Genomic DNA, 16,625 nt, shown 5'->3' on the forward strand with positions numbered 1-16,625 from the left:
CCTGGTACAGATCGAATTCTTAAATAAAGAGCCGTGTTGACTCATTATTAGATGTATCTAATTAATTATTACTCCTTTTAATTGAACCAAGAATATGTCCAGCAAATCATTATCAGCTAGAAAAGACAGCCTTTCTAATCCTGAAAGACAATTGGAGATCCTGGATGACGGTCTCTTTAAGGAAGCTGAGCTTCCTAGGTTTAGAGAAAAACTTGCCGAGACAGGTAATTTTCCTTTAAAACCGGGAAAGTTGGAGGTGCTTCAACTCAATCTGGGTTATATGTGTAACCAGGTATGTTCCCATTGCCATGTTGACGCAGGGCCGGACCGCAAGGAGATCATGACCAGGGAGACAATGGAGCAATGTCTTGAGGTAATCAGGAAAACCAGTGCACATACTTTGGATCTCACAGGAGGAGCTCCTGAGATGAACCCTAATTTTAGATGGTTTGTAGAGGAAGCCGCCAAAGCAGGGGTAAAGGATTTTATAGTTCGGTCCAACCTTACAATAATTGTGGCCAATAAGAAGTATCACGACCTCCCTGAGTTCTTTAAAAAACACAATGTTCATGTTGTTTCATCCCTACCTTTTTACAAAAAAGGAAAAACAGATAAACAGCGTGGAAATGGTGTTTTTGATAAATCCATAGATGCCCTTCAGAGGCTAAATGAAGTAGGTTATGCTCAAAGTGGATCCGGTTTAAGGCTTGATTTGGTTTATAATCCTGCTGGTGCATTTTTACCTACTAATCAGGAGCTGATGGAACGAGATTTTAAAAAGGCATTAAAAAATGATTTTGATATTGATTTCGATAGCCTCTTTGCCATTACCAACTTGCCTATCAGCCGTTTTTTGGAATATCTAATTGCATCAGAGAACTACGAAGACTATATGTATGAACTTGTCAATGCCTATAATCCGGAGGCGGTTAAAAATATAATGTGTACCAATACTATATCGGTAAGTTGGGATGGCTGGTTGTATGACTGCGACTTTAATCAGATGCTAGAGCTGAAGGTAGCTTCCAATGTGAACCATATTAGTGCTTATAATGAGGATGTGCTGAAGGAACGTGAGATAAGGATTTCTCAGCATTGTTATGGTTGCACTGCTGGTTCAGGGAGCAGTTGCCAGGGAACAGTCGCTTAATTTTCTTAATTTAAATAGATTTAGCTTGAGAAAAACCTCCGAAGAACTACTGATAATTTTCGCCAAAAATCCTTTAAAAGGGAGGGTGAAAACCCGTTTAGCACAGGAAGTCGGCAATAATGCCGCTCTGGCAATTTATAATTTTCTTTTGCACCATACCTACGAGGCTACGAAAAATCTAAAGGTAGATAAGGTTATATATTATTCAGAAGCCTTTCCGGAGCAGGAAATTTTTGATTCCGAGAATTTCCGTAAAGAATTACAACGAGGGCAGGATTTAGGCGAAAAGATGGAAAATGCTTTTTGCGATGCTTTTGAAAATACCTATCAACGAGTTATTATTATAGGAACGGATCTTCTTGAAATTTCACAAAAAGATATTAAAGATGCATTTGATCATCTAAAGAAAGAAGATGTGGTAATTGGTCCTGCAAAAGATGGAGGATATTATTTATTAGGAATGAAATCACTAAATTCGAAGGTGTTTAGAAATAAGGCCTGGAGTACAGATTCGGTACTTAAAAATACGCTACAAGATTTTAAAAAGGATAAGGTTAAAATCTTGAAAAGCTGTAATGATATCGATGTTTTAAGCGATATACCCAGGGATTCAGAATTAATAAAATTCATAGATTAAACAATGGTAAAAGAACTGGATGAATCTACTGATTACCTGGTCTCCCGTGGATTTGATAATCCGGATATAGGAATTATCCTGGGAACGGGATTGGGGAAATTGGTCGAGCAAATTGAGATAGAAGTAGAGGTGAGTTATAATCACATCCCATACTTTCCAACTGCAACGGTAGAGTTTCATAAAGGCAAATTAATTTTTGGAAAACTTGGAGGGAAGAAAGTGATAGTAATGCAGGGGCGCTTCCATTATTACGAAGGTTACGGTCTAGGGGAGATCACTTATCCTGTAAGGGTGATGAAAAGGCTGGGAATAAAGAAGCTGCTCGTGAGTAATGCCTCGGGTTCCATTAACCTTGATTTCAAAAAGGGGGAACTCATGCTTATTGATGATCATATCAATTTATTGGGTGATTCCCCACTGGCTTTCCATGGAGTAGAAAAATTAGGCGAACGTTTTGTTGATATGAGTCAGCCTTATGATCCTGAAATGAACCAGATCATAGAAGAGGCGGCAAAGAATTATGGAATTGTTTTGCATAAAGGGGTCTACGCGTCAGTTCTGGGTCCCCAACTGGAGACTCGTGCAGAATACAGGATGTTAAAGATTCTGGGCGCCGATGCCGTAGGAATGAGTACGGTGCCTGAAGTTATCGTGGCTAATCATTTGAATATTCCTGTTTCGGCGATTTCGGTAATTACCGATGAAGGTGACCCTGATAATCTTGAGCCAGTAGATATCAAAGAAATTATTGAGATGGCGGAAAAAGCTGAACCTAATATGATTACGATTTTTAAAGAGGTTATTAAAAATATATAGAAGAGATGAGTTATCTGGAAACCACAAATGATATCTATCGGCAAGCAGCAGTAATTCCTGATGTGGGCCTTTGTTGTACCACTAATCCTATTTGGGAACTCCCTGGACTTAAAATTCCACAAATAATGCAGGAAATGAATTATGGTTGCGGTAGCACCGTACATCCACGTGACCTGGTAGGTGAACCTAAAATTCTTTATGTCGGAGTGGGAGGTGGAATGGAATTACTTCAATTCGCTTACTTTTCACGTCAAATCGATGGGGTGGTCGGGGTAGATTCTGTGAATGAAATGCTTGAGGCCTCAAGGAAGAATTTCATCGAGGCAGAAAAGCAGAATCCGTGGTTTAAAAATGAATTTGTTGATCTTCGAAAAGGGGATGCCCTATCCTTGCCTTTGAGCGATGAAAGTATTGATGTGGCAGCACAAAATTGTCTTTTTAATATATTTAAAACAGATGACCTAAAAAAAGCTTTGAAGGAGATGTACCGGGTTTTAAAGCCTCACGGGCGTTTGGTAATGAGTGACCCTGTTTGCGAACAGCCTATCAATGATGAACTAAGAGAAGATGAGCGTTTGCGAGCTTTGTGCCTTAGTGGAAGCCTTCCGCTCAAGGAGTATGTAAAAGCGCTCACCGAAGTGGGGTTTGGAACTATTGAAATAAGGGCCAAAAAGCCATACCGAATATTGGATCCTAAAAACTATTCTACATCTGAATTGATAATTGTTGAGGCAGTGGAGCTTGCTGCCATAAAAGATCCTATGCCTGAAGATGGCCCTTGCGTTTTTACTGGTAAAGCTGCTATCTATTATGGAAATAATGATTATTTTGACGATAAAAAGGGCCACATTTTGTTGAAAAATCAACCTTTAGCTATCTGTGATAAAACGGCCAACGAGCTAGCAAAACTAAGCAGAGATGATATTTATATTAGCGAATCGACCTATCATTATGATGGCGGGGGCTGCTGTTAAATTTAATTATGGAACATATTGTCATCATCGGAAACGGGATAGCAGGTATAACCTGCGGACGGTATATCAGAAAGTTATCTGATAAACGCATTACCGTGATCTCTGCGGAAAGCGATTATTTCTTTTCCCGCACTGCCTTGATGTATGTTTATATGGGCCATATGAAATGGGAGCACCTTAAACCTTACGAGGATTGGTTCTGGTCGAAAAACCGAATAGGGCTCAAGCGAGCCTGGGTAGATGAAATAGATTTTCAACAGAAGAGGCTTGATTTTTCTTCAGGAGAGACCATGGAATATGATAAACTTGTGCTAGCTACCGGCTCGGTTTATAATAAATTTGGTTGGGAAGGACAGGATTTAAAGGGTGTACAAGGTTTGGTGTCAAAACAAGACTTGGAGCTTCTGGAAGAAAATACCAGGAACTGTAAAAAAGCCGTTATTCTTGGTGGAGGGCTTATAGGTGTGGAACTTGCCGAAATGCTTATGACCCGAAATATTGAGGTTACTGTCCTAATCAGAGAGAAGGCCTTTTGGCAAAATGTGTTACCGATGGAGGATGCCAGAATGATTTCAGCACACCTGAAGTCACATGGCGTTGATCTCCGTCATGAAATTCAACTCGATAAAATTGTAGGAGATCAAAACGGTCGCGTGAATGCTGTAATTACAGAAACCGGTGAAAAGATAACATGCCAGCTGGTTGGTCTTTGCGTAGGGGTGAGACCTAACATAGACTTTTTAAAGAATTCAGCTCTCGAAACCAGTAGAGGAGTTTTAGTAGATCAATATTTGCAAACTAACATTGAAGATGTTTACGCTATAGGGGATTGTGCAGAGCTCAGGAAGACACACTCTGGGCGAAATGCGATTGAAGCTGTGTGGTACACAGGTAGGATGATGGGGGAAACCCTGGCAAAAAATCTAACTGGGAATTTAAAAAAATATGATCCTGGTAATTGGTTTAATTCAGCTAAATTTTTTGATATTGAATACCAGACTTATGGAAATGTTTCAGCAAACCCAGGAGAAGGGGAAATGCATTTTCGTTGGCAACATAGAGATAACACCAAGGCCATTACAATTGCTTTCGATGCTTCGGATAATAGATTTTTAGGGATCAATACTTTTGGAATTCGGATGAGGCACGAGGTTTTTGACCGATGGTTAAGCGAAAAGCAAAGTATTCATTTTGTTTTAAAAAATTTAAAGCAAGCTAATTTCGATCCCGAATTTTACGATAGGTACGAAAAAGAAATTTTCAAGGCATTTAAAGAAAATATAAAGCAGGTATGAGTAGAATTCAGAAAAATATGTCATTAGCTGGCCAGGCTCCTGGTGCACTTTCAGGTACCCAGAAACTGGCTAGTGCGATTGGGCTGATTGGTTTGTTTATTCTTTTGCTGGCTTTAGCTAACGTGAATTTTCCAAATAAAACGCTTTTTCTCAGCTTATCTCTTGTATTGATAACTGTGGGGACGGTGATCTTTGCCAACGATCTATATCGCGGGAAGCACCCGGGAGTAAAGAATGATGGTATCTGGTTTAAATCTATGACAGGCCGTGGTCTTTGGGCCTGGGTCACCGGGATCGCCTTAACGCTATTCTATATTGTACTTTACTGGTTTCCTCAGTTTTTAGGGCTTACAAAGGAAGGTCCCAATACCGGAATTATATCTCTTTTCGACCCATTGAGTTATCTTATTAATGGCGGTCCGGCGAGCCAGTGGTTTGTATATGGCACACTGTATACTCTTGCTATATTTATCTTCGGTTATAAGTTTATTCTGAAGTACAGAACTAACCGCTATGAGGTTCTGCGTACATATTCCGTCATGTTCTTTCAGCTTGGATTTGCCTTTTTGATTCCTGAAATTCTTATTCGGCTAAACCAACCCTATTATAATCCTGCTAATATCTGGCCACTCAATTACGATCTTTTTGCCGGATACAAAGTCAATGAGTTCCTCTCTGCGGGAAATATTGGAGTATTTATGTTGGGTTTTGGGTTAATTTCCATTTTTGTAATTACCCCAATTTTGACTTATAAATATGGTAAACGCTGGTATTGCAGTTGGGTTTGTGGATGCGGGGGTCTTGCTGAGACTGCAGGAGATCCATATCGTCATTTGTCGGATAAATCGCTTTTTGCCTGGAAGGTGGAACGCTGGGTGATACATAGTGTGCTTGTTTTTGTTACAGTGATGACTATTGCGGTGGTGTATTCATTTTTGGGAGAAAATACCGGGGAATTCTGGTTGACCCGAAATATCTTTCTATGGGGTGCTGCAGGGTTTCTTACCTTATTGTTCGCGGCTATTATGATATTTAAACGTCAGGAATTAGCTAAGGATGCTAAATATGGTGCCATAGGTTACCTGGTAGTGATTCTTTCTATAATTGGAATTAATTATTTCAGTGGGAATGGGAATATCTTCTTCTTTCCCGGGTATCAGCTTAGGGAATGGTATGGTTTTTTAATTGGAGCAGCTTTTTCTGGGGTAATTGGTGTTGGCTTTTATCCTATCTTCGGGAACAGGGTTTGGTGTCGGTTTGGATGTCCTATGGCGGCAGTTTTAGGAATGCAACAACGTTTGTTCTCCAAATTCAGAATTACCACCAATGGGGGGCAGTGTATTTCCTGCGGTAATTGTTCTACCTATTGTGAGATGGGTATCGATGTACGCGCTTACGCGCAGAAAGGAGAGAACGTTGTGCGTTCGAGTTGCGTGGGCTGTGGAATTTGCTCGGCAGTATGTCCGCGTGGGGTACTTAAATTGGAAAACGGTCCCATGGAAGGACGAATTAATTCCGAAGAGGTTTTACTCGGTGATGATGTGGACCTTTTGGATTTGATCAATCAAAAAAGCCGTTAAGCTCCCTGACTTTCCAGACTTTTTAAAAGAAATTTTATGAACCCTGAGAGCTTCTGTATACTGGTTTATTAGCGAGCAATTGTTGTTGTTTTGTGAAGACATGCTATGGGTTACAAAAAAATTGATATACTTTTGCAACTTCAAAATGCAGTGTTATGGCAAAAAATTTAGTGATTGTTGAGTCCCCGGCAAAGGCAAAAACCATAGAAAAGTTTCTCGGAAAGGATTATAAAGTTGCTTCGAGCTTTGGGCATATTGCCGATTTACCTACTAAAGAGTTAGGGGTAGATACCGATGGAGATTTTACGCCTAAATATATTGTATCCAAAGATAAGAAAGATGTTGTAAAAAAATTAAAGAGCCTGACAAAGGATGCTGATATGGTTTGGCTGGCAAGTGATGAGGACCGGGAAGGAGAAGCCATAGCATGGCATCTTGCGGAAGAACTCGATCTAAAAGATGAAAAGACTAAACGAATTGTATTTCATGAGATCACAAAATCGGCAATATTAAGGGCGATTGAGAACCCTCGGGGTATTAATTATAATTTGGTAAATGCACAACAGGCCCGACGGGTTTTAGATAGACTGGTGGGTTACGAACTCTCCCCGGTACTTTGGAGAAAGGTAAAAGGAGGGCTTTCAGCAGGAAGAGTTCAATCAGTGGCAGTTAGGCTAATCGTTGAACGGGAACGAGAGATTCAGGATTTTAAGGCAGAAGCCTCTTTTAGAATTGATGCTGAATTTACCACAGAAGACGGAAAATCTTTCAAAGCCAAACTTCCAAAAAACTTTGACACCCGTGAGGAAGCTGAAGCCTTTTTAAAGGAAAACCTTGAGGCAAAATATAAAGTTGCCGATCTTTCTACTAAACCTGCTAAAAAATCACCAGCACCACCTTTTACAACTTCTACTTTGCAACAGGAAGCTGCCAGAAAGCTTTATTTTTCTGTGAGTAAAACAATGACTATGGCTCAAAGACTTTATGAAGCTGGTCATATTACCTATATGAGAACGGACAGTGTGAATCTTTCGGATGATGCCAAAAAGGGTGCTAATGCCGAAATCATCAAGGCCTATGGTGAGAAGTATGCGAAAACACGTAATTACAAAGGTAAAACAAAAGGTGCACAGGAAGCCCATGAGGCTATTCGTCCAACTAACTTCCAAAGTCATAGTGTTAATGCGGACCGGGATCAACAGCGCTTATATGAGCTAATTTGGAAAAGGGCTATCGCCTCACAAATGAGTGAAGCTCAGCTGGAACGAACCAATTTGAAAATTGAAGCTGATAAACACGATAAACTGTTCACGGCAAGCGGAGAGGTTATCAAGTTCGATGGGTTTCTCAAGGTTTATCTTGAAGGTCATGATGAAGAAGAGAGGGAAGAACAAAGCGGGATGCTCCCGGCTTTAAAGGAAAATCAGAGGCTCCTAAATAAATACATAACCGCCACCGAGAGGTTTACACGTCCGCCATACCGATATACCGAAGCCTCTCTTGTTAAAAAATTAGAAGAATTAGGAATTGGCCGTCCTTCAACCTATGCACCTACGATTTCTACCATTCAAAATAGGAATTATATCGAAAAAGGATCGGTAGAAGGTGTAGAACGGAATTACCTTCAATTTGTCCTTTCCGCCTCCAAAATATCGGAAAAAAAATTAACCGAAACCGTGGGCAGTGACAAAGGCAAACTTGTTCCAACTGCGGTTGGTATGGTAGTAAACGATTTTTTGGTAAACCATTTTTCGAATATTCTGGATTATAATTTCACGGCAAAGGTGGAACAGAATTTTGATGACATAGCGGAAGGAAATGAGGAGTGGACCAAGATGATGAAGAATTTTTATAAAACCTTCCATCCACAGGTAGAGGACGTTGCCAAAAATGCAGAAAGGGAAGTTGGTGAACGTATTCTTGGTGAAGATCCGGAAACCGGCAAACCGGTGAGTGTGCGGTTAGGAAAATTTGGTCCAATGGTTCAAATTGGATCGGTTGAGGATGAAGAAAAACCCAAATTTGCAAGTTTGAGTCCAGATCAGACATTGGATTCCATAACTTATGAGGAAGCGATGGATTTATTCCAGCTTCCCAAACATCTTGGGGAGTATAAAGGAGAAGATGTTGAAGTGAATAATGGTCGCTTCGGACCTTACGTAAAGTTTGGGAAAAAATATGTTTCGTTAGCCAAGGGGGAAGATCCGTTAAGTGTGGATTTTGATCGAGCTATGGAGCTCATACAAGAAAAGGAAAAGGCTGATGCGCCAATTTATGAGTATGAGGGAATGCCAGTGCAGAAAGGTGTAGGCCGATTCGGCCCTTATCTAAAGTGGAATGGTATGTTTATTAACGTCAATAAGAAATATGACTTTGACAACCTCTCTGACAACGATATTGAAACCCTTATTGAAGACAAAATCAGAAAAGAAAAAGAGAAAGTTATTCACAACTGGGAAAAGGAAGGGATTAGAGTTGAAAAGGCGCGTTGGGGTCGCTCTAATATCATAAAAGGGAAGACTAAAATTGAACTTCCTAAGACTGTTGATGCTAAGGAGCTTAGTTTAGATGAGGTTAAAGACATCCTGGAAAAAAAGGGTGGAAAAAAGAAGACTGCAAAGAAAAAGGCACCGGCAAAAAAAACAGCAGGGAAAAAGTCTACAACCAAAAAGACTACAACCAAGAAGAAAACTACCAAAAAGAAATAAATTATGGATTTAGAGTTTCTGAGTCCCGTGAGCCCTGATCTGCTTGAGGAATTTTCGGAGGAAACAGGCCAGATTCTTCATGAAAATCTGGATATACATACTGAAAGTTCAGGCTTGCCAGAATTGGAAAATGTTCAGCTGGCCTTGGTAGGAGTAAAGGAAAACCGACTATGCGAAGAAGGAGAAAGCTATCTTCATTTTGATAACATTAGAAGAGCATTTTATAAACTTTATCCTGGCAATTGGCACCTGAATATTGTAGACCTGGGGGATATCGAGAAAGGCGCTACAGTAGAGGACACTTATTACGCGCTTCAACATCTGGTATCGGGTCTTGTGAAAAAAGATATTATTCCGGTGATTATGGGAGGAGGACAGGATTTAATATATGCCCAGTACCGCGCGTATGATACCCTGGACCAAATGGTAAATTTGGTAAATATCGACCATAGATTTGATTTGGGAGATGCCGAGCAACCGATAAATAATCGGTCCTATGTGGGTAAAATTGTAGTGAATCAGCCTTATAATCTTTTTAACTATTCGAATCTAGGCTTTCAAACCTATTTCAATTCCCAGGATGAAATAGAATTGATGGATCGCTTGTTTTTTGATGCATATCGTTTGGGGGAAATCGTAAATGATATCAGTCTTGTGGAACCCGTTATGAGAGATGCCAACTTGGTAGGAATCGACCTGGGAGCGATGGATTCTGCAGTTTTAGGGCTAGGAGACTCTCCAAATGGTTTTGACGGGAGGGAGATCTGTGCCTTATCCAGGTATGCCGGAATAAGCGATAAAGTTTCCTCTTTTGGGATTTATGAATACACACCTGGAGCGGGGGAGAGAAAAGATATGCTGGTTGCGCAGGTCCTTTGGTACTTTATCGAAGGGGTAAATTACCGTACTAATGAAAATACTATTTCGGCAAGAAAAGAGTTTATTAAATATCAAGTGCCAATAGATGAGGAGGTTTTAGTATTTTATAAGAGTCCATTAAGTGGTCGATGGTGGATAGAAATACCTTTTCTTGCCAAGGTCAATACTAAATTAAAACGTCATACGTTATTACCTTGCAGCGAAGAAGATTACATGGATGCTTGCAACCAGGTAATCCCTGAAAGATGGTATAAAGCCAAGAGAAAAAACGAAGTTTAAACAAATTTCAGACACTAATTGTATTTACTGTATTTTTACCGAAATTATTGTTTTTTAAAAAATAAATAGATAGGTTTACTGCCGTAAAAGCAATATGTCTTAACCTTAAGAGAAATTATGAAGAAGTTTATTTCGCTAATTGCTGTTCTAGCCTTGCTTTTTAGTTGTGGTCGGGGAGACCGGGGACAGCTGGTGGGTGCGAAAGGGAAAAAGTGGAATCCGGAGAAGCCTTACGGTATGACATTAATCCCAGGTGGAGCTTTTATCATGGGGAAATCTGATGATGATCTAGCTGACCAAAAGAATGCCCCTCCAAAAACGGTGACCGTTCGGTCCTTTTATATGGATGAAACCGAAATCACTAATGCGGAATACCGTCAATTCGTAGACTACGTGAAGGATTCTATTATCAGGGTTCGCCTGGCAATTATGGCTGAAGATATGGGGGAGACCCCTGGCAGTGGCGGAATAGGGGAATATGCTTTTGCAGATGCAGATACCGATGATCTTACACCTTATGAGGAATATATGCTAAATTCCTATGGTACCGGAGGCCCAACAGACGATTATGAGAATCGAAAACTAAATAAGGATGTTGATATAATCTGGGACACTGAAGATTATCCCGATGTATATTATGCCGAAGTTATGGATACTATGTATATTCCCATGGAAGAGGTGTATAACGGGCAGCGCACCATCGATGTTAAAAAGCTAAAGTTTAAATATTCCTACATGGATATACAGAATGCGGCAAGGACACAGGGGAACCGACGTGATTTTATTGAGAATGAGGAAATTGCGATTTATCCTGATACGACCGTATGGATTAAAGATTTTAATTATTCATATAATGAGCCTATGCATAATGACTATTTCTGGCATAGTGCTTTTGATGATTATCCCGTGGTAGGAGTTTCCTGGAAACAGGCGAAAGCCTTTACTCAGTGGAGAACTTTTTACCATAATGCTTACAGGCGATCCAAAGGAGATCACAATGTACCATCCTATCGTTTACCTACGGAAGCCGAATGGGAATATGCAGCCCGAGGAGGCCTTGAAGGAGCGACCTATCCCTGGGGCGGGCCTTATGCCAAAAATGACCGTGGTTGTTTTATGGCAAACTTTAAACCTTTACGCGGAGATTATGCAGCAGATCAGGCTCTTTATACTGTAGAGGCAAAATCTTACGATCCTAATGACTATGGACTGTATAATATGGCTGGGAATGTTTCAGAATGGGTCAACTCCTCTTATGATCCAGCATCTTATCAATACATGTCTTCAATGAACCCTACGGTAAATAACGAAGAAGATATGCGAAAAGTCGTACGTGGAGGATCCTGGAAAGATGTTGCCTATTTCCTTCAGGTGAGCTCCCGAGATTATGAATATGCAGATTCTGCTAGAAGCTATATCGGTTTTAGAACAGTTCAGGATTACTTGGGTACCGATGTAACCCTTAACCAGAACAACCGTTAAAATACCCTAAACTATTTAACCTATTTATAAAATAAAGAAAATCTAAATCTCTCTTAATTATGGCAAATTCAAGATCCACAAAAAAAATAACCAATATGGTGTACGGATTAGGTGCATCTATTGTAATATTGGGAGCCCTTTTTAAATTGATGCACTGGCCTGGTGGTAATCCAATGCTTATTGCAGGACTTATTGTTGAAGCCTTGGTTTTTGCTTATTCGGCCTTTGAACCGGTAGACGATGATCTTGACTGGTCTTTGGTATATCCTGAACTGGCAGGTGGAACTGCTGCGGATAACAGAAAGCAATCTATGGTTATCGAAGAAGAAAAGGAAGCAGAAGGCCTTTTATCTAAGAAGCTCGATGATATGCTTCGAGACGCAAAAATAGACGCAAGTCTTATGAGTAGTCTAGGAGAAAGCATCCGTAATTTTGAAGGAGCTGCTAAAGGAATTGCTCCTACGGTGGACGCTATGGCTTCTCAAAAGAAATACAGTGAAGAACTAACTATGGCTGCCGCTCAAATGGAAACTTTAAATAATATTTATAAAGTACAGGTAGAGTCAGCTTCACGTCAGGCGGAGATCAACGAAGAAGTTGCAGAGAATGCCGGCAGACTTAAAGACCAAATGGATTCGCTAGCTAATAACTTATCTTCACTCAATGGCGTATACGGTGGAATGCTAACCGCGATGAATGGTACAAGGGTGACCACTAATTAGTTTAATTAAACCCAATACGTTATCCGAATTTTTAAACAACAAAACTAATTAGCACATGGCGTCTGGAAAACAAACACCAAGACAAAAGATGATTAACCTGATGTATCTGGTTTTCATCGCGATGATGGCATTAAATATGTCTAAGGAAGTTCTTACGGCTTTCGGACTTATGAATGAAAAATTAAATGCCTCTAATATATCAACTACGGAACGTAATAATGCTTTTATGGCAGGTCTTGAAGCCAAAGCCGATGAGCAACCAGAAAAATATGTTTCCATAATGGAGGATGCTGAAAGAGTCCACGAACTTTCACAAAATCTCAACGATTATATTGAAGGTATTAAGAACGAACTTTTGGCTGATTATGATGAGGAAGGAAAAAAAGATTACGAAGCAATGGACAGGTCAGACCGATTGGACAATATGTTCTTTGCTAGTGGAAGAGTTAGCCCAAAAGGAGAGGAATTTCTGGAACAGATAAGAATTTACCGGGAAGGAGTAATAGACATCATTGGAGATGAATATTCTCAAATCGCCGAAGAGGTCGCAGAAGAATTTTCAACAGAAGAGGTAACCAACAGAGAGAACGTCACCCAGCCATGGCTTATGTACCATTATCAGGGATATCCTTTAATCGCTTCTCTTACTAAAATGACCCAAACTCAATCTGATATTAAAACTACCGAAAATGATATTCTTTCGGCTATGTTATCCGGGCAATTGCAAAGTGAGGTAGCCATGACTAATTATACAACTTTGCTCGAGACTCCTAGATCTGCTTACTACCAGGGAGAAACTTTTGACGGGTCTATTGTTTTGGGAAGAAAGGATGCTACAACCAAACCGAATAGGGTCGAATTAAGCCTGGATGGGCGGGAATTAAGCGATTCTGATTACTCTATTGAAGATGGACGGGTCGTACTTAATGTAAATGCTGGAAATGCCGGGCAACACAAACTTGAAGGTAGCCTTATTTTTGTTGAAGATGGTGAAGAAACCGTTGTTCCCGTTGATCAGGAATTTTCTGTAATTCCAAAACCTAATTCAGCGACCATTTCTGCTGATAAGATGAATGTGCTTTACCGAGGTGTTCAAAATCCCCTTACCATTTCTATGGCAGGTGTACCGGATAATAATGTTAGCGCATCAGCTCCAGGATTAAGAAAAACTTCGGGCAGTAGCTATATGATGGACGTCACAAATCTTCAAGCCAGAGAGGTTAAGATTAATGTTACTGGAACGATAGATGGTGAAAGCTATCCCTCGAGTTCGACTTTCAGGATAAAGGATATTCCTCGACCTGTGGGTACAGTGCGTGGGGAGGACGGTGCTGTGAAAATGCAACGAAATAGTCTGGAGGTGTCAACAATTGGAGCCACATTACCTGATTTTGATTTTGATATTAATCTAAATGTTTCTGGATTTAGCTTTAAGGTTCCCGGACAACCAACCATCCAGGTTAATGGAAGTCGTCTAGACGATAGAGCAAAAGCTGCCTTGAGACGTGCGGGTAGAGGAGAAAATGTTACAATATTTGACATTAATGCGCGTTTATCTAATAATTCCGGATATATGCTGAAAAAGGTAGCTCCCGTAGTAATTGAGCTTACTAATTAATAAAATTTATGACCATGAGCTTGAGAGGATTATTTGCAATAACATTGGTGCTATTAACCACAGTTTCCTTCGGGCAGACAAATATATTGAATGCCAAAAGCCCTGAAGATATCGGTAAACAAACCGAAGCTCAGCGCTTAAGTGATATGAATGACGAGCCTTTGGAATATGGCTATATTGAGGACAGGGATGTGCTTTGGTCTAAAAACGTATGGGAGATAATAGATCTAGACGAAAGAGTGAATTTTCCGCTGTTCTACCCTATCGACACAAATAATATTGGTGGAAATAGGCGTTCTCTTTACGATGTTCTTATGAAAGGAATTAAAGATGGAACTATTGAAAATATATATGCCGATTCCTATTTTACAGAGAAACGTTCCCTTAAAGATATTGAGGCTACCTTATCAAAAGTTGATACCACAGATTTAGGGATTGAACAATATAACGCTGGAGAAGAGGTGGATGAGCAATTTATTGATAGAAGGGATCTTAGTTCTGCTGATATTGCAGAATATCATATCCGTGGGATGTGGTATTTTGATAAAAGGCAAGCTGAATTGAAATATCGTTTACTTGGAATTGCTCCAGTTGCTCCTGATGTAAATTTTATTGATTCCGGTCAGACAGACCTTGTTGAACTTTTTTGGATTTGGTTTCCAGATGCCCGGGAACTTTTACATGAACACAAAGCATTTAGTGGGGGAAATAGTTCACAAAGTATAAGCTTCGATCACTTGCTTAATGCCCGGCGATTTAACGGAATAATCTATCAGGAGGAAAATGTCCATGGAGACCGCCAGATCAACGATTACATTGTTGATAATGCATTTATGCAACTGCTGGAGTCTGAACGAATTAAGGAACAAATTCGCAACTTTGAACAAGATATGTGGAATTATTAAAAAAACCTATAAAGAAAAAATTTTAAAGCGTCCATGATGGGCGCTTTTTTAATGAATGGATGCTTGGTTTTTTTAATTTCCACAGAAGTTTTATTTTTAAGTTATGTTAGACTATTTAGTAGTAGGTTTAGGCTTAAGTGGGATTTCTGTATGTGAACGTCTTGAAGAAAACGGCCATAGTTACAGGGTTTTTGAGGGAGGAACGCAAAGAGCTTCTCTGGTGGCTGCTGGCCTTATTAACCCAATAGTCTTAAAACGTTTTACGCTTGCCTGGAACGCTTATCAACAATTGGATTTGGCAATCCCCTTTTATAAGCGTATCGAAGAAAAGTTGAGAGTAAAGCTGTTTTATAATATTCCGATTTTTAGACGCTTTAATTCTGTAGAAGAACAAAATAATTGGTTTTCCGCTGCTGATAAACCTGGACTTGCCGATTTCCTCAATACTGATCTTAGGTCAAAACTAAATCCCTGCATTAAATCAGATTATGGCTTTGGGGAAGTCTTGCACACCGGTACGGTTAATACTGAACTGATGATCTCCGAATATGGGAATTATTTAAAAAATCAAGGGAAGATCTGTTTTGAAAATTTTGATTATGGGCGTCTAAAAATTTCAGATCACCAAGTTGAATATAAAGGGCTTATTGCCAGTAAAATAATATTCTGCGAAGGCTTTGGTCTAAAGAATAATCCTTTCTTCAAATATTTGCCTTTAACCGGGAATAAAGGTGAATACATTACCATTTATTCTGAAGAACTCCAGTTGAAGGAAATAGTTAAGGCATCTGTTTTTATTATTCCGATAGGCAATAACCTTTATCGTGTAGGAGCAACATATAATAACCGGGATCATTCCCCAGATCCAAGCTTGGAGGCTCGGGAAGAGTTAACTCATAAGCTTTCAACTATTATAAGCTGTAAGTTTGACGTTGTGGATCAAGTGGCCGGAATTAGACCGGCTAGCAAAGATAGAAGACCATTAGCCGGGCAACATCCGGAGCATAAAAATATCTTTTGTTGTAATGGTTTTGGTAGCAGGGGTATGTTGATCGCTCCAATGCTTTCACAGGAACTTATCAAACTAATTGAAACTGGTAAACCATTATCTCCTGAGGTAGAATTAGGTCGATTTACCAAAAAATATTATTCAGGCTGATGAGCTTTAACTATGTCCTTGTTATAACTCATAAAGAAATTGATCCATATATTTCTTGATAGCCTCATAATTACAGGCATAAATACAATTAAAGTCCCGATAATTGCCCAGAAAGAGATCATTAATCCTGCGCCAAAAAACAAATGGGCAATAATAAAAGCGGCAACAGCAAAGGCAACACCCACAGCATAGCTTACATACATGGCTCCGTAAAAAAAGGAAGGCTCGATTTTATATTTTGTACCGCAATAAGAGCAGCGTTCGTGCATCTCAAAGATGCGGTTAAGTATATATGGGTTTTTTTCCTTGTACATACTTTCCTGGTGACATACGGGACAAACACCGAATAAAATACTATATAACTTTTTGCCTTTCAGGAACTTCATCGTATTTTTTTTGCAAGGTAAATTTAGGCATATTT

At 39.7% G+C, this 16,625-nt stretch carries 14 protein-coding genes; 13 read left to right on the forward strand and 1 reads right to left on the reverse strand.

Going from position 1 to position 16,625, the window contains the following annotated elements; genetic code table 11:
- Window positions 1–94: 94 nt before the first annotated feature.
- The 13 genes from arsS to ACW6NC_RS10135 all read left to right on the forward strand — a co-directional run bounded on the left by arsS (window position 95) and on the right by ACW6NC_RS10135 (window position 16,204).
- Window positions 95–1,150 carry an arsenosugar biosynthesis radical SAM (seleno)protein ArsS gene (gene arsS, locus ACW6NC_RS10075; RefSeq protein ID WP_457865718.1) on the forward strand — a complete coding sequence of 352 codons (1,056 nt, stop codon included), beginning with the start codon at window positions 95–97 and terminating at the stop codon, window positions 1,148–1,150.
- A gap of 25 nt (window positions 1,151–1,175) precedes the next feature.
- Window positions 1,176–1,787, forward strand: coding sequence for a TIGR04282 family arsenosugar biosynthesis glycosyltransferase (locus ACW6NC_RS10080; RefSeq protein ID WP_457865720.1), 612 nt, complete (start codon window positions 1,176–1,178; stop codon window positions 1,785–1,787).
- 3 nt (window positions 1,788–1,790) lie between these two features.
- Window positions 1,791–2,603, forward strand: coding sequence for a purine-nucleoside phosphorylase (locus tag ACW6NC_RS10085; protein WP_457865722.1), 813 nt, complete (start codon window positions 1,791–1,793; stop codon window positions 2,601–2,603).
- A gap of 5 nt (window positions 2,604–2,608) precedes the next feature.
- Window positions 2,609–3,577 (forward strand): arsenosugar biosynthesis arsenite methyltransferase ArsM, encoded by a 969-nt coding sequence (gene arsM, locus ACW6NC_RS10090; RefSeq protein WP_457865723.1) that lies wholly within the window; start codon window positions 2,609–2,611, stop codon window positions 3,575–3,577.
- 8 nt (window positions 3,578–3,585) lie between these two features.
- Window positions 3,586–4,872 (forward strand): NAD(P)/FAD-dependent oxidoreductase, encoded by a 1,287-nt coding sequence (locus tag ACW6NC_RS10095; RefSeq protein WP_457865725.1) that lies wholly within the window; start codon window positions 3,586–3,588, stop codon window positions 4,870–4,872.
- The gene (locus tag ACW6NC_RS10100; protein ID WP_457865727.1) at window positions 4,869–6,452 is read left to right on the forward strand and encodes a 4Fe-4S binding protein; all 1,584 of its coding nucleotides are present in this window, start codon (window positions 4,869–4,871) and stop codon (window positions 6,450–6,452) included. The genes ACW6NC_RS10095 and ACW6NC_RS10100 overlap by 4 nt, the downstream gene beginning before the upstream one ends.
- A gap of 155 nt (window positions 6,453–6,607) precedes the next feature.
- Complete coding sequence (gene topA, locus ACW6NC_RS10105) at window positions 6,608–9,160, forward strand: type I DNA topoisomerase (protein ID WP_457865728.1); 2,553 nt, start codon at window positions 6,608–6,610, stop codon at window positions 9,158–9,160.
- A gap of 3 nt (window positions 9,161–9,163) precedes the next feature.
- Window positions 9,164–10,318 (forward strand): formimidoylglutamase, encoded by a 1,155-nt coding sequence (locus ACW6NC_RS10110; RefSeq protein ID WP_457865730.1) that lies wholly within the window; start codon window positions 9,164–9,166, stop codon window positions 10,316–10,318.
- A 117-nt stretch (window positions 10,319–10,435) separates the two neighbouring features.
- A complete protein-coding gene (gene porK / locus ACW6NC_RS10115; RefSeq protein WP_457865732.1) occupies window positions 10,436–11,800 on the forward strand; it encodes a T9SS ring complex lipoprotein PorK/GldK in 1,365 nt (454 codons plus the stop codon).
- Between the two features lie 59 nt (window positions 11,801–11,859).
- A complete protein-coding gene (gene porL, locus ACW6NC_RS10120) occupies window positions 11,860–12,522 on the forward strand; it encodes a type IX secretion system motor protein PorL/GldL (protein ID WP_457865734.1) in 663 nt (220 codons plus the stop codon).
- Window positions 12,523–12,577: 55 nt separating this feature from the next.
- Window positions 12,578–14,140, forward strand: a complete 1,563-nt coding sequence (gene porM, locus ACW6NC_RS10125; protein ID WP_457865736.1) for a type IX secretion system motor protein PorM/GldM — start codon at window positions 12,578–12,580, stop codon at window positions 14,138–14,140.
- Between the two features lie 14 nt (window positions 14,141–14,154).
- A complete protein-coding gene (gene porN, locus ACW6NC_RS10130; protein WP_457865738.1) occupies window positions 14,155–15,045 on the forward strand; it encodes a type IX secretion system ring subunit PorN/GldN in 891 nt (296 codons plus the stop codon).
- A 103-nt stretch (window positions 15,046–15,148) separates the two neighbouring features.
- The gene (locus tag ACW6NC_RS10135; RefSeq protein ID WP_457865740.1) at window positions 15,149–16,204 is read left to right on the forward strand and encodes an NAD(P)/FAD-dependent oxidoreductase; all 1,056 of its coding nucleotides are present in this window, start codon (window positions 15,149–15,151) and stop codon (window positions 16,202–16,204) included.
- Here the strand turns inward: ACW6NC_RS10135 and ACW6NC_RS10140 are convergent.
- Complete coding sequence (locus tag ACW6NC_RS10140) at window positions 16,192–16,590, reverse strand: DUF983 domain-containing protein (RefSeq protein ID WP_457865742.1); 399 nt, start codon at window positions 16,588–16,590, stop codon at window positions 16,192–16,194. The two genes, ACW6NC_RS10135 and ACW6NC_RS10140, sit on opposite strands and share 13 nt — an antisense overlap.
- Window positions 16,591–16,625 lie beyond the last annotated feature (35 nt).

This window comes from Salegentibacter profundi (assembly GCF_054121475.1).